This window comes from Mycobacterium kyorinense (genome assembly GCF_001672775.1).
Classification (GTDB): Bacteria; Actinomycetota; Actinomycetes; order Mycobacteriales; family Mycobacteriaceae; genus Mycobacterium; species Mycobacterium kyorinense_A.
Genome location: NZ_LZKJ01000171.1, coordinates 1 through 15,603 on the forward strand (window position 1 = coordinate 1; position 15,603 = coordinate 15,603).

The 15,603-nt window shown below is 65.3% G+C and carries 4 protein-coding genes; 1 reads left to right on the forward strand and 3 read right to left on the reverse strand.

Going from position 1 to position 15,603, the window contains the following annotated elements; genetic code table 11:
* A partial coding sequence (locus A5707_RS18815) for a non-ribosomal peptide synthetase (protein WP_156658129.1) occupies positions 1 to 12,267 on the forward strand: 12,267 nt, incomplete at its 5' end.
* Positions 12,268 to 12,291: 24 nt separating this feature from the next.
* Here the strand turns inward: A5707_RS18815 and A5707_RS18820 are convergent.
* From A5707_RS18820 to A5707_RS18830, 3 genes are all read right to left on the reverse strand, one after another.
* A complete protein-coding gene (locus A5707_RS18820) occupies positions 12,292 to 12,948 on the reverse strand; it encodes a methyltransferase family protein (RefSeq protein ID WP_082969553.1) in 657 nt (218 codons plus the stop codon).
* Positions 12,949 to 13,096: 148 nt separating this feature from the next.
* Complete coding sequence (locus A5707_RS18825; RefSeq protein ID WP_065015963.1) at positions 13,097 to 14,197, reverse strand: sulfite oxidase; 1,101 nt, start codon at positions 14,195 to 14,197, stop codon at positions 13,097 to 13,099.
* On the reverse strand, positions 14,194 to 15,588 hold the full coding sequence (locus A5707_RS18830) for an MBL fold metallo-hydrolase (protein ID WP_065015964.1): 1,395 nt from the start codon (positions 15,586 to 15,588) through the stop codon (positions 14,194 to 14,196). The genes A5707_RS18825 and A5707_RS18830 overlap by 4 nt, the downstream gene beginning before the upstream one ends.
* Positions 15,589 to 15,603 lie beyond the last annotated feature (15 nt).

Below are 15,603 nucleotides of genomic sequence, written 5' to 3' on the forward strand. Positions count from 1 at the left end.
GCTGGCCAGCTGCAGGAGGCTATTGAGGACTCGACGCGGCACTGTTTTGATTTGGCGAGCGAGATTCCGTTGCGGGCGCGGCTTTTCCGTGTTGCCGAGGATGAGCATGTGCTGGTGGCGGTGGTGCACCACATCGCGGCCGACGGCTGGTCGATCACCCCGCTGGTGGCTGATCTAGGTGTGGCATATGTCGCCCGACGTGCCGGTGGGGCCCCGCAGTGGGCGCCGCTGGCGGTCCAGTATGTCGACTACACGTTGTGGCAGCGTGCGCAATTCGGTGACTTGGACGACAGCGAGAGTTTGATTGCGTCTCAGTTGGCGTATTGGGAAAGCGCGTTGGCCGGGTTGCCCGAGCGCGTGGAGTTGCCGACTGATCGGCCGTATCCGTTGGTGGCTGATTTTCGTGGGTCCAGCGTGGCGGTGGACTGGCCGGTCGAGTTGCAGCAGCAGATTGCCCGGGTGGCTCGTGAGCACAATGCGACCAGTTTCATGGTGGTGCAGGCCGCGTTGGCGGTGTTGTTGGCCAAGTTGAGCGCCAGTTCTGATGTGGCGGTAGGTTTCCCGATTGCCGGGCGGCGTGACCCGGTCCTAGATGAGTTGGTGGGCTTTTTCGTCAACACGTTGGTGTTGCGCGTCGATGTGGCCGGTGATCCCACCGTGGCGGAATTGTTAGCGCAAGTTCGCGTGCGTAGCCTGGCCGCCTACGAGCACCAGGATGTGCCGTTTGAGGTGCTGGTCGAGCGACTCAACCCGACCCGTAGCCGCGCCCATCACCCGCTGGTGCAGGTGTTGTTGGCGTGGCAGAACTTCGCCGGTGACCCTGTCGCCGGGCTGGGCTTGGGCGATTTGCAAATCACGCCGGTGCCGATAGAGACCCACACCGCGCGTACGGATTTGACGTTGTCCCTCGCCGAACGTTTCACTGACAATGGCGCGCCCGCCGGGATCGGCGGAACCGTGGAATTCCGCACCGACGTATTCGACGCGGTGAGCATCGAAACGCTGATCGAGCGGTTGCGGCGAGTGCTGGTGGCGTTGACCGCCGATCCGGCCCGGCGCGTGTCGACGGTCGATGTGCTCGACGCACACGAGCATGCCAGGCTGGATGTGATCGGTAATCGAACGGTCTTGACCCAGCCGGCGGCGACCTTCGGGTCGATCCCGCTGGTGTTCGCCGCGCAAGTAGCCCGCGCCCCGGAGGCGGTGGCGATCAGCTTTGACAGCCGCTCGATAACGTACCGTGAGCTCGACGAGGCGTCGAACCGGGTGGCGCACTTGCTGTTTGACTACGGTGCCGGTCCGGGGCAGTGTGTGGCGCTGCTGATGCAGCGATCGGCTGACGCGGTCGTGGCGATGCTGGCAGTGCTCAAAACCGGGGCGGCGTATCTGGCCATCGACCCAGGTCATCCCGATGCACGTATCGAGTTCATGGTGGCCGATGCCGCGCCGATTGCCGCCCTCACCACCGCCGGGCTGGCTGGTCGGCTGGACGGGCATCAGGTGGCGGTCATCGACATCGACGACCCCGCTGTCGATAGCCAACGCAGCACTGCGCTGCCGGCCCCGGACCCTGACGACATCGCGTATCTGATTTACACGTCCGGCACCACCGGATTGCCCAAGGGCGTGGCGATCCCGCACCGCAACGTAGTCGGGCTGCTGGACACGTTGGATGCTGACCTCGAGTTGTCGTCGGGACAGGTGTGGTCGCAGTGCCACTCGTTGGCGTTCGACTTCTCGGTATGGGAGATCTTCGGTGCGCTGCTGCATGGGGGCCGGCTGGTAGTAGTGGCCGACGCTGTGGTGCGTTCGCCTCAGGAGTTGCACGCCTTGCTGGCCGCCGAGCAGGTCAGTGTGTTGAGCCAGACTCCCTCGGCCTTTTATGCGCTGCAAACCGCCGATGCGCTGGCCCCCGAGTTGGGTTCGCAGCTGAAGTTGGAGACGGTGGTGTTCGGCGGGGAAGCGCTCGAACCGCAGCGTCTTGGCAGTTGGCTGGAGCGTCATCCAGGGTTGCCGCGGTTGATCAATATGTATGGCATCACCGAGACGACGGTGCATGCGTCGTTCCGCGAGATCGTCGAGGCCGACGTCGATCGCGGCGCCAGCCCGATCGGGGTGCCATTGGCGCATCTGGGCTTCTTCGTTCTCGACGGGTGGTTGCGTCCGGTGCCGACGGGTGTGGTCGGTGAGTTGTATGTAGCCGGCGCCGGGCTTTCCTATGGATACATGCGCCGGTCGGGGTTGACGTCGTCGCGGTTTGTGGCTTGTCCTTTCGGGGCGTCGGGAACGCGGATGTATCGCACCGGGGATCTGGCGCGCTGGGGTCCCGATGGACAGATGGAGTACTTGGGCCGGGCTGACGAGCAGGTCAAGATCCGCGGCTATCGCATCGAACTCGGCGAGATTCAGGCCGCGCTGGCCGGGTTGACGGGGGTCGAGCAGGCGGCCGTGATTGCCCGTGAGGATCACCCCGGCGACAAACGTCTGGTCGGTTATGTCACCGGCACCGCAGATCCGGTCACCGCGCGCGCGAAGCTCGCTGAGCGGTTGCCGTCGTACATGGTGCCTGCGACGGTGGTGCTACTTGATGCGCTGCCACTAACGGTCAACGGCAAACTCGATACCCGAGCACTGCCGGCACCGGAATATCAGGACATTGATCGATACCGCGCGCCGGCCAGCCCCACCGAGGAGATCCTGGCCGGCATCTACGCCGAGGTGTTGGGTGTGGAGCGCGTCGGGGTCGATGACTCGTTCTTCGATTTGGGTGGGGATTCGCTATCGGCGATGCGGGTGATCGCGGCGGTCAACAAATCGTTGGATGCCGGTGTGGCGGTGCGGGTGTTGTTCGAGGCGCCTACGGTTGCGCAGTTGGCGCCGCGACTGGCCGCCGGTGGAGACGTGTTGGCGCCGTTGGTGGCCGGTGAGCGGCCGGCGGTTGTGCCGTTGTCGTTTGCTCAGAACCGGTTGTGGTTCTTGGATCAATTGCAGGGACCGTCGCCGATTTACAACATGGCGGTGGCGTTGCGGCTGGACGGGCGTTTGGACGTCGAGGCGTTGGGTGCAGCGCTGGGCGATGTGGTCGCCCGTCACGAAAGCTTACGGACGGTGTTTGCCGCGACCGATGGTGTTCCGCAGCAGGTGGTGGTTCCGGCTGAGCGCGCTGAGTTGGGTTGGGACATCGTTGATGCCAGTGGTTGGCCGGTTGGCCGGCTGCAGGAGGCCGTCGAGGGCACGACCCGTCACTGTTTTGATTTGGCGAGCGAGATCCCGTTGCGGACAAGACTGTTCCGCATTGCCGAGGATGAGCATGTACTGGTGGCCGTGGTGCACCACATCGCGGCTGATGGGGTGTCGATGGCTCCGTTGGTCGCTGATCTAGGTGTGGCATATGCCGCCCGGTGTGCCGGTGGGGCTCCGCAATGGGCGCCGTTGGCGGTGCAGTACGTCGATTACACGTTGTGGCAGCGCGCGCAGTTCGGCGACTTGGACGACAGTCAGAGTTTGATCGCCTCTCAGTTGGCTTACTGGGAGGGCGCTTTGGCCGGGATGCCCGAGCGCGTGGAGCTACCCACTGATCGGCCCTATCCGTTGGTGGCTGATTTCCGTGGTGCTAGCGTGCCCGTGGAGTGGCCGGTCGAGTTGCAGCAGCGGGTGCGCACGCTGGCAGCCGAGCACAACGCGACCAGTTTCATGGTGGTGCAGGCCGCCCTGGCGGTGTTGCTGGCCAAGATCAGCGCCAATCCTGATGTGGCGGTGGGCTTCCCGATCGCCGGGCGCCGAGATCCTGCGTTGGACGATTTGGTCGGTTTCTTCGTCAACACGTTGGTGTTGCGGGTCGATGTCGCCGGTGACCCCACCGTGGCAGAGTTGTTGGCCCAGGTGCGCGCACGCAGCCTGGCCGCCTACGAGCATCAGGATGTGCCGTTTGAGGTGCTGGTCGAGCGGCTCAACCCGGCCCGAAGCCGGGCCCATCATCCGCTGGTGCAGGTGTTGTTGGCCTGGCAGAACACTGAACCCGCGACGCTGAGTTTGGGTGATGTGCATGCGTCCCCGTTGACGGTAGCCACGCACACCGCGCGGATGGATGTGTCGTTCTCGTTGGCAGAGCGTTTCACCGAGGATGGTGAGCTTGCCGGCATCGGCGGGGCGGTGGAATTCCGCACCGACGTCTTCGATGCACTCAGCATCGAGACGCTGATCGCGCGGTTGGAACGGGTCTTGGTGGCGATGACTGCCGATCCGGCGCGGCGGGTGTCGTCGGTCGATGTGGTCGAGGCCAGTGAGCACCGCCGCCTCGATGAGATCGGCAACCGGGCGTTATTGAGCCTGCCAACGCCTGCCGGGGTATCGATTCCAGCCTTGTTCGCGGCACAGGCCGAGCGGGCGCCAGAGGCGGTGGCGCTGAGCTGCGACGGCTCGCCAGTGACGTATCGAGACTTGGATGAGGCAGCGAACCGGTTGGCGCACTTGCTCGTTGATCGCGGGGCCGGGCCCGGGCAATGTGTGGGGTTGCTGATGGAGCGATCCGCCGAGGCGGTCGTGGCGATGCTGGCGATCCTCAAAACGCAGGCGGCGTATCTGGCGATTGACCCGGGTCATCCCGACACCCGGATCGAGTTCATGCTGGCCGATGCCGCCCCAATCGCGGTGATCACGACCGCGGATTTGGCCGGGCGGCTCGACGGGCATGAGGTGGCGGTCATCGACGTCGACGATCCCGCTGTGGACGGTCAGCCCTCCACGGCGTTGCCGGCACCGGGGCCTGATGATGTTGCGTATTTGATTTACACCTCGGGCACCACCGGGTTGCCCAAGGGGGTGGCGATACCGCATCGCAGCGTGACCGAGCTGCTCGCGTCGTTGGATGGTGGTCTGCCGCACGCGGGGGTGTGGTCGCAGACGCATACGTTGGCCTTCGACGTGTCGGTGTGGGAGATCTTTGGGGCGCTGTTGCGCGGTGGCCGGTTGGTGGTGGCGCCGGAATGGGTGACTCGCTCGCCAGAAGACTTGCACGCCTTGCTGGTTCGTGAACGTGTTGATGTGTTGACGCAGACGCCGTCTGCGGTGGCGGTGTTGTCGCCGCAGGGGTTGGAGTCGGCGGCGTTAGTGGTGGTCGGGGAGGCCTGTCCGGCTGAGGTTGTCGATCGGTGGGCGCCGGGGCGGGTGATGCTCAATGCCTATGGGCCCACGGAGACCACGATGTGTGTGGCGATCAGTGCCCCGTTGGTGCCTGGGTCGGGGGTGCCGATCGGTGCGCCGGTGGCGGGCGCGGCGTTGTTTGTGCTTGATGGGTGGTTGCGTCCGGTGCCGGTCGGAGTGGTCGGTGAGTTGTACGTGGCTGGTGGTGGGTTGGCCTACGGGTATCGGCATCGGTCGGGCTTGACGTCGTCGCGGTTTGTGGCGTGTCCGTTTGGCGGTGCTGGGTCACGCATGTATCGCACTGGAGATTTGGTGCGCTGGGGTGCTGATGGTCAGTTGCGATATCTGGGGCGCGCCGATGAGCAAGTCAAGATTCGCGGCTATCGCATCGAATTGGGTGAGATTCAGGCCGCGCTGGCCGCGCTCGACGGCGTGGAGCAGGCGGCGGTGGTGGCCCGGGAGGATCGCCCCGGTGATAAGCGCCTGGTCGGTTATGTCATCGGGACCGTAGATGCGGCCTCCGCGCGCGCGAAGCTCGCTGAGCGGTTGCCGGCGTTTATGGTGCCCGCAGCGGTGGTGGTGCTCGAGGCACTGCCACTTACCCCCAACGGCAAACTCGACACCCGCGCACTGCCCGCACCCGAGTACCAGAGTGCCGACCATTACCGCGCTCCGGGCAACCCGGTCGAGGAAGTGTTGGCCGGCATCTACGCCCAGGCGCTGGGGATCGAACGGGTCGGGGTCGATGACTCGTTCTTCGATCTGGGTGGGGATTCGTTGTCGGCGATGCGAGTGGTCGCCGCAATCAATACCGCGTTGGATGCCGGCGTTGCTGTGCGGGTGCTTTTCGAGGCGCCCACCGTTGCCCAACTGGCGCCGCGGCTGGCCGCCGGCGGATCTGGCTTGGAACCGTTGGTGGCAAGTGAGCGGCCGGCGGTGGTGCCGTTGTCGTTTGCCCAGAACCGGTTGTGGTTCATCGACCAATTGCAAGGCCCCTCACCGGTTTACAACTTGGCGGTGGCCTTGCGGCTGGGCGGACGCCTGGACCCCGCGGCATTGGCGGCCGCGTTAGCCGATGTGGTGGCCCGCCACGAAAGCTTGCGCACGGTGTTCGCCGCGCCCGACGGGTTCCCGCAACAAGTAGTGCTCCCGGCGGAACGCGCCGAGTTGGGTTGGGACGTCATCGATGCCCGCGGTTGGCCGGCCAACCGGCTACGCGAGGCCATCGAGGAGACGGCGCGTCGACCATTTGATCTTGCGACCGAGATCCCGTTGCGGGCAAGGCTTTTCCATGTTGCCGACGAGGAACATGTGCTGGTGGCGGTGGTGCACCACATCGCTGCCGATGGTATGTCGATGCGACCGTTGGTGGCTGATCTGGGTGTGGCTTATGCCAGTCGGTCTGCCGGGCAGACTCCGGGCTGGGCGCCGTTGCCGGTGCAATACGTCGACTACACGCTGTGGCAGCGCGCGCAATTCGGTGATTTGGCAGACCGCGATAGCTTGATTTCCTCCCAGTTGGCCTATTGGGAGGGCGCATTGGCCGGAATTCCCGAGCGGTTAGCGCTGCCCACTGATCGGCCCTATCCGCCGGTGGCTGATCAGCGCGGCGCCAGTGTAGCGGTGGAGTGGCCTGCCGAATTGCAGCAACGCGTGCGTGCCCTGGCGGCTGAGCACAACGCGACCAGCTTCATGGTGATGCAAGCCGCCCTGGCGATGTTGCTGGCCAAGCTGAGCGCCAGTTCTGATGTGGCGGTGGGCTTCCCGATCGCGGGACGGCGCGACCCGGTCCTGGACGAGTTGGTGGGCTTTTTCGTCAACACCTTGGTGTTGCGCGTCGATGTGGCCGGTGATCCCACGGTGGCCGAGTTGTTGGCGCAGGTACGCTCGCGCAGCCTGGCCGCCTACGAGCATCAGGATGTGCCCTTCGAGGTGCTCGTCGAGCGACTCAACCCGACCCGGTCATTGACCTATCACCCGCTCGTCCAAGTCGTGCTGGCCTGGCAGAACTTCGCCGCGGATTCCGTCACCGGTTTGGGTTTGGGTGATCTGGAGCTGACCCCGCTGCCCGTGGACACCCACACTGCCCGAATGGATTTGACGTTCTCACTGGCCGAACGTTTCACCGAAGCCGGCGAACTTGCCGGAATCGGCGGCACGGTGGAATTCCGCACCGATGTGTTCGACACCGCGAGCATCGAAACGCTGATCGAGCGGTTGCAGCGAGTGTTGATAGCGATGACCGCGGACCCAGCGCAGCAGTTCTCGTCAATCGATGTGCTGGGCGCCGACGAACACGCCGATCTGGATGAGTGGGCTAACCGCGCGGTATTGAGCTTGCCGATCCCGAATGGGGAGTCGATTCCGGGATTCTTCGCAGCGCAGGTGGCGCGCGTTCCAGACGCGGTGGCGGTCAGCTTTGACGGTCGCACCCTGAGCTACCGAGAGCTCGACAAAGCATCGAACCGGTTGGCGCACTTGCTGGTTGACCACGGTGCCGGTGCGGGACAGTGTGTGGCACTGCTGATGGAGCGATCCACCGACGCGATTGTGGCGATGCTGGCGGTGCTGAAGACCGGTGCGGCGTATCTAGCGATCGACCCCGGACATCCCGATGCCCGGATCGGATTCATGGTGGCCGACGCCGCGCCGATCGCCGCGCTCACCACCGCTGGGCTGACCAGACGACTCGCTGGCCATCACGTAGCGGTCATCGACGTCCACGACCCCACTGTGGACAGCCAACCAAGCATTGCGCTGCCCACGCCAAGACCTGACGACATCGCGTATCTGATTTACACCTCGGGCACCACCGGAACGCCTAAAGGCGTAGCGATTCCGCATCGTAACGTGATCACGCTGCTGGAGACGTTGGACGCCGATCTGGAGTTGTCGGCAGGACAAGTGTGGACGCAGTGTCATTCGTTGGCGTTTGACTTTTCGGTGTGGGAGGTTTTCGGCGCGCTGTTGCATGGGGGGCGGCTGGTCGTGGTGCCCGATGCGGTGGTGCGTTCGCCCGAAGAGTTGCACACGTTGCTGGCCGCCGAGCAGGCCAATGTGTTGAGTCAGACGCCGGCAGCGTTTTATGCGCTGCAAACCGCCGACGCGCTGGCTCCCGAGTTGGGAGCTCAGCTCAAGCTGGAGACGGTGGTGTTCGGTGGAGAAGCGTTGGAACCCCAGCGTCTTGGGGGCTGGCTGGATCATCATCCCGGGTTGCCGCGGTTGATCAATATGTACGGCATTACCGAAACCACGGTGCACGCCTCGTTCCGCGAAATCGCCGAAACCGATGTTGATCGCAGTGCCAGCCCGATCGGGGTGCCGTTGGCGCATCTGGGCTTTTTCGTGCTCGACGGCTGGCTGCGCCCGGTGCCTGCCGGGGTGGTGGGGGAGTTGTATGTAGCCGGCGCCGGGCTGGCCTATGGGTATGTGCGCCGCTCGGCGCTGACGTCGTCGCGGTTTGTGGCCTGTCCCTTCGGCGGGCCCGGGGCGCGAATGTATCGCACCGGCGACGTGGTCTGCTGGGATCCCGATGGGCAGCTGCAATACCTCGGGCGCGCTGATGAGCAGGTCAAGATCCGCGGGTATCGCATCGAGCTGGGGGAGATCCAAGCCGCATTGGCCCGGTGCGATGGGGTCAAGCAAGCTGTGGTGATCGCCCGCGAGGACCACCCCGGCGACAAACGGCTGGTCGGCTATGTCACCGGCACTGCCGATCCGGTCGCCGCGCGCACGAGGTTGGCTGAGCGGTTGCCGGCCTATATGGTGCCCTCGGCGGTGGTGGTGCTCGAGGCGCTGCCGCTGACGGTCAACGGCAAACTGGATACCCGGGCGCTGCCGGCACCGGGATATCAGGACTCCGATCGCTACCGCGCGCCCAGTGATCCGGTCGAGGAGACGCTGGCCGGCATCTTCGCCGAGGTGCTCGGTGTGAAGCGGGTCGGGGTCGATGACTCGTTTTTCGAGTTGGGCGGCGATTCCATTTTGTCGATCCAGGTGGTGGCCCGGGCCCGGTTCGCCGGCCTGGTGTTTCGACCGCGAGATGTCTTCGTCGAACAGACCGTGGCTCGCCTGGCCCGAGTGGCCCGGCCCGCCCGGGTAGCCCGGATATCCGGGGGTGCCGACGGCCCGGTTGATGCGGGGTTGGGGCCGGTGGTGGCCACCCCGATCATGCGGTGGCTGAACAGCGTCGAGGGTCCGGTTGAGCAGTTCAACCAGACGGTGGTGGTGCAGGCTCCGGCGGGGGTGAGCCAGGCCGATGTGGTGGTGGTGGTGCAGGCGCTGTTGGATCGCCATGCCATGTTGCGCGCCCGGGTGCACGACGACGGCGCGGGCGGCTGGGCGCTGAGGGTGCCCGAGGTGGGATCGGTGGACGCGCACGGGTGCTTGATCAGCGTGGAGGCGTTGTCTGATGAGGCGGTGGTTGCGGCGCGGTCGCGGTTGAACCCGGCTACTGGGGTGTTGTTGAGCGCGGTGTGGGCCTCGAATACGGGGCAGTTGGTGGTGATCGTTCACCATTTGGCGGTCGATGGGGTGTCGTGGCGAATCTTGTTGGAAGACCTCAACATCGCCTGGGCTCAGCATCGCAGCGGCCAGCCGGTGGCATTGCCCGCCGGTGAGACATCGTTTGCCCGCTGGTCGGCGCTGCTGGCGCAGCACGCCTATCACCCCGAGGTCGTCGGCCAGGCCGACACCTGGAAACGGGTAGCGAAGATTCCTGCGATGTTGCCGGCGGTAGAGCCCGGAGTCGACACGTTTGCCGGTGCCGGGCACGTGACGATGGAGCTGGATCCCGAAATCACCGGCATGCTGCTGGGTGAGGTGCCCGCGGCGTTTCATACCGGGGTGCATGAGGTGTTGTTGATCGCCTTCGGGATCGCCGCAGCGGAGTTCTTCGGCAATCCTGACGCGCCGATCGGTATTGATGTCGAGGGTCATGGCCGCTATGAGGAGTTGGCCGAAGACGTAGACCTGTCGCGCACGGTGGGGTGGTTTACCACCAAGTACCCGGTGGCGATGCGCGTTGGCGGGTTGGACTGGGCGCAGGTGCTGGCCGGGCAGGCGGCGTTGGGCACCGCGGTCAAAGACGTCAAAGAACAACTCCGCGCGCTGCCTGATGGCTTGGGCTATGGGTTGTTGCGGTATCTGAACACCGAGGTGGATCTGGGCGGCTCGGATCCGGCGATCGGGTTCAACTATTTGGGGCGGTTGGGTGCCCCGTCGGCCTATGCCTCAGGTGATGTGTGGCGAGTTGATCAGCAGGCGGTGGGGTTGACGGCGGCTGCGGCGGCGATCCCGATGACATTGGCGCATTCGGTGGAGCTCAACGCGGCCACCGTCGACACCGATAGCGGCCCGCAGCTGCACGCCAACTGGACATGGGCGCCCTCGGTGTTGGATCAGGCCCAAGTGGGCCGGCTGGGCCGGTTGTGGTTTGAAGCGCTGGCCGGGATTTGTGCCCATGTGCGCGGCGGCGGGGGCGGGTTGACCCCCTCAGACGTTGCCCCGGCGCGCCTGAGCCGGCAGCAGCTCGATGACCTGCAAGCCCGGCACCGCATTGCCGATGTGTTGCCGTTGACCCCGCTGCAGCAGGGGCTGCTGGTTCATGCCGGTTTGGCGCAGGCCAGCGGTGATGACGTGTATGCGGTGCAGGTCGTGATCGATGTGGCGGGGCCGCTGCAGGCCGCCCGGCTGCGCGAGGCGGTGCAGACCGTGGTCGGGCGCCATCCCAACCTGGTGGCCCGATTCGTGCCCGGATCGGGTGAGCCGGTGCAAATCATCCCCGCCGACCCGGTCGCACCCTGGCGCTATATCGAGATCGACGGCACCGGCGTCGAGGAGCAGATCGAGCAGGTGTGTGCCGCTGAGCGGGCGGGGGTCTTTGACCTAGTCACCGCGCCGGGTTTTCGGGTGGTGTTGATCCGCACCGGCGCCGACCACCACCGGTTGGTGCTGACCAATCATCACATCGTCTTTGACGGCTGGTCGCTGCCGATCCTGCTGGGGGAGATCTTTGCTGCCTACAACGATGCGCGGCTGCCCACACCGCCGCCGTATCGCCGGTTTATCACCTGGCTGACCGAACGCGACCACCACGCTGCCGCGCTGGCGTGGGGTGAGGTGCTGGCCGGGTTGGACACTCCCACCCTGCTCGCCCCGGCCCAGCGCTGGACGGCCGGGCCGCGCGACACGACCTCGCTGCAGCTGTCCAAGCAGCTCACCCGCGCCATCAGCCAGTTGGCCCGAACCCAGCAGACCACCGTCAACACCGTGTTGCAGGCCGCCTGGGCCCAACTGCTGATGGGGCTGACCGGCCAACGCGATGTGGTCTTTGGCGCCGTCGTCTCGGGGCGCCCGGCCGAGCTGGCCGGCGCCGAGGCCATGGTGGGCCTGTTGATCAACACCATCCCCGTGCGCGCGACCACCACCGCGCACACCACCACCGCCGAGTTGCTCCACCAACTCCAAACCGCCCACAACCACACCATCGACCACCAACACCTGGGGCTTACCGACATCCACCACCTCAGCGGCCACACCCAGTTGTTCGACACCGTGTTCGTCTACGAGAACTACCCCACCGACACCAACGCACTCTCAAGTAGCCACCAATTGGCCATCACCGAATTCCGCGACTACTACCACTACCCGCTGACCATCCAAGCCGTGCCCGGCCACCAACTACACCTGCGCGTGCAATACCGCACCGACATCTTCGACCCCACCGACATCGACACCCTCACCGACCACTTCCAACAAGTGCTCATGGCCATGACCACCGGCCCCACCCAACCGCTGCCAACCCCCACCAACCTGCTCGCTCACCGCGACGCCGTGCGCCCAGCAGCCACAGCGCCACACCCCGGCAACGGTCGCCACCGCGCCCCGGACAGCCTGGTCGAACAAATCCTGGCCGACATTTACGCCCAAGTACTAGGGGTAGACCAGGTCGGAGTCGACGATTCCTTCTTCGACCTGGGCGGAGACTCGGTGTCGGCGATGCGCGCAATCGCCGCCATCAACGCAACCTTCGACACCCACCTCAGCGTGCTCACCTTGTTCGAGGCGCCATCGGTTAGCCGTCTCAGCCAAGAAATCCCGGACCTCAGCCCGGCGTCCGAATAGCAACGACGCCGTGACGCGCGGCGGTCACCACATCAGTGGCACGAGGCGGTAGCGCACCTTCTGCGTGTACTCCTGGTATCCGGCCAACTCTTCCCGGAGCAGTTTCTCTTCGTCGCGGATGCGCATGCTGAGCACGATCACGCCAGGTATGACGAAGATCAATCCCCAGAAGGATCCGAGTGCCAAAGGGGCGCCCACCAGCATGATCACGTTGCCGGTGTACATGGGGTGGCGCACCAGTCCGTACAGGCCGGTGGAGACGAGGGTCTGGCTTGACTCGACCCGTACGGTTGCGGCCGCGTGGCTGTTCTGAATGACGACCAGCATCATCACGCTCAGGCCAACGGCCACCAGCACATCACCGACCAAGGAGATTGCCGTCGGTACCGGCGACCAGCCAAAGCGGCGGTCAAGGGCGCTGACCACGAACATTGACGTCAGCGACAGCCATAGGCCGCTCATCACTACCTTCTGCGCCGTGCGGGTCTCCGCCGTCGGCCCCCCACGCATTCGTCGTTGCAGCGCAATGGGATTCGTACGTAGCAAGTAGGTGCTGGGAATCCATGTCGACAGGACGTATACCGCCAGAAACAGCCAGGCTTGCCAGTAGTTCACGGTGCCGGCCACCAAAAACAGCATCGTGCCGAACACCACCGGCTCAACAAGGGCGAACAGCAGCATTTTAGGAGTGGTTTTCACACATCCTCCTTACCGGCGCGATGATAGCGAGCACGAATAAAACCTGGTCGGGTGCGGCAAGTTTACGATGCCGATCCCAACGTCAAGCCAACACGTCGTGGTCGGGCCGCTTCGAAAGGTGCTCGTTGGCTCACACGATGTGAATCGTGACTTCTTGCATGGCATTTGCTCCGTACCCCAGCCGGTTCCACCGGGGCTTTCGGGGCTGACGGCAACCGGCGTGGTCGACGGCGCACGCGCGCACCGTCACTGCTCCCGGGTCATCGAGCTCGATGCCCAGCTCCCACTGCCGCCAGCTGCCCCGCACCGGAGCGCCCGCAAGTCGGGCCTGCTGCCAGGGCCGCTCGTCCACGCTGACCCAGACGTGGGCGATGGGCGCCGCCCCGGACCAAGCCAGGCCCCGGATCGTCACCTCACCGCACTGAAGTTGTTGTCCTGCAACGGGTTGCGTGATTACCGCGCGGACCCGCTGATGCCGAACCGGCTCGCTCAGGATCTGTCCGTCGTGCAACCATTCGTAGCGGTATCGGTCGGTCTGGAAATGGCCTTCGAAGCTGTGGTCGATGACCTCGATGTCGGTCAACCATTTCACCGAGGCCATTCCATACCACCCCGGGACCACGAGGCGTAACGGGTAGCCGTGGTGGCGGGGCAGCGGCGCACCATTCATTTCGTAGGCCAGCAAGGCAGCACTATCGGCGATGTCGGCCAGCGCAAGGCTGCGCTCGAAGAATGTGGTTTCAGTGCGCCCGTCGACGTGCCCGTAGTCGGCGCCCCGGAACACCACCTCGCACGCGTCGGCCGCCAGGCCCGCCTCGTCCAAGATGTCGACCAGTCGGACCCCGGTCCATGCGGCGGTGCCCGCCGCGCCGAGCCCCCACTGCAGGTCCGGCTGCTGTCGGTCCAGTGCGGAGCGGTTGTTTCCGGCGCATTCCAGCGTCACGACCCGGGTATGCGGGCGTCGCGCAAGCAACTCCTCGAGGCTATACGTCCGACGTCGCCGCACGTGACCGCCGACGGTGAGCCGCCAGTCGGTTGCGTCGACGGCCGGGATGGGGAAGTGATTACGCACGTAGAAGTGGTCGGTCGGGGTGATGTCCGCTCCGAGCATGGTGAGTCGCGGTGTTTCGGCGTTGAGCGGGTTGGCGGTGTGGACGCGCAAACCCGCGTCGACGGCCTGACGGCACGCCTCCTCCCAATCGACGGGTGGAGTGGTCAGCGCGGTGATCATCGGGCCGCGACCGGCTCAGATGCCGGCAGCGCCGCCCAGGCGCCGTATCCGCCCACGAGATCAGACACATCGCCAAAGCCGGCTGCGGTCAACCAGCTTGCCGCGATCATCGAGCGGTATCCAGCGGCGCAGTAGACGGTGGTCGGGCGGGTGTGGTCCAGTTCGTGGGCCCGCTGCACCAGTTGGCTCAGCGGAATGTGTACGGCGCCGGGGATCACGCCGTTGCTGAGTTCGCCGGGATTACGCACGTCGAGCACCACCAATCCCGGGTTGTCGGCCCGGTGCGTCGCCAGTGCCTCCGCTGTGCATCGTGAACTGGTCTCGATCGCTTCGGGATGGTCGACGAACGCGCCCAACGGGTTGTCGAGATAACCCACGACGTTGTCGTAGCCGATTCGGCCGAGTTGGATCGTGGCCTCGAGCTCCTTGCCTTCCGGGCACACCAGGACAAGACGCTGATCGGGACGCAGCACGCTGCCGGCATATTCGGCGAACCGCCCGTCGAGGCCGACGTTGACCGATCCGCGCAAGTGGCCGGCGGCGAATTCCGAGGGATCGCGCGCATCGAGCACGACCGCGCCGGTGGATCGCTGCGCGGCAAGTTCGGTGATCGACAGCGAGGCCGGCGCGGCTGCCTCGTCGAGCAGTGGACGCCGCTCGCGGTTGCGTTGGGCGGCGAAGGAGAAGTAGGGGGGTGCCGGCGGCTGGCCGGTCGTGACCGCGGTGACGAATTGTGCCTCGTCGCGCAGCGCCAGCGCCTGGTTGGTCCGTCGTTGTTGGCCGATGGTCGACGAGGTTTCGGCGGAAACGTTGCGGGCGCAGGGCGAACCCGGGCCGTGGGCGGGAAACACGCGAGTCTCGTCCGGCAGCGTCAACAGTTTGTGGTGCAGCGATTGGTAGAGCTGGTGCGCCATGTCGGCGCTGGTACAGCCGACGCCCGAAGACAAGTCGGGTCGGCCGACATCACCGATGAGCAGGGTGTCCCCGGTCAGCACACCGTAGGGGATGGCATGGTCGCGGTGCTCGTACACCGCAATGCTGATCGATTCTTGGGTGTGCCCGGGGGTCGCTCGAATCTCGAGTACCACCTGGCCGAGGTGCAGGCGTTGGCCGTCATGCAGCGATTCGATCGGGTAATCGGTGGTCACGCCTTCGCCGTAACAGATCGTGGCACCAGTCGCGGCGGCGAGTTCGAGGTGCCCGGAGAGGAAGTCGGCGTGGCAGTGGGTTTCGATCACCCGCTCGATGCATAGGCCGTCTTCCTCGGCGTCATGCCGGTAAACCGCGATGTCGCGGTGGGGATCGACCACGACCGCGCGGCCCGACGCCGAGTCGCCGATCAAGTAGGACAGCTGGGATAAGGAAGCCAGGAAATACTGCCGGAAGATCATGTCGCCGCTCCTTTG

Bases quoted from the DNA above. Each gene is read 5' to 3' on its own strand.
- A5707_RS18820 (WP_082969553.1), bottom strand. From the start codon at position 12,948: ATGCTGCTGTTCGCCCTTGTTGAGCCGGTGGTGTTCGGCACGATGCTG.
- A5707_RS18825 (WP_065015963.1), bottom strand. From the start codon at position 14,197: ATGATCACCGCGCTGACCACTCCACCCGTCGATTGGGAGGAGGCGTGC.
- A5707_RS18830 (WP_065015964.1), bottom strand. From the start codon at position 15,588: ATGATCTTCCGGCAGTATTTCCTGGCTTCCTTATCCCAGCTGTCCTAC.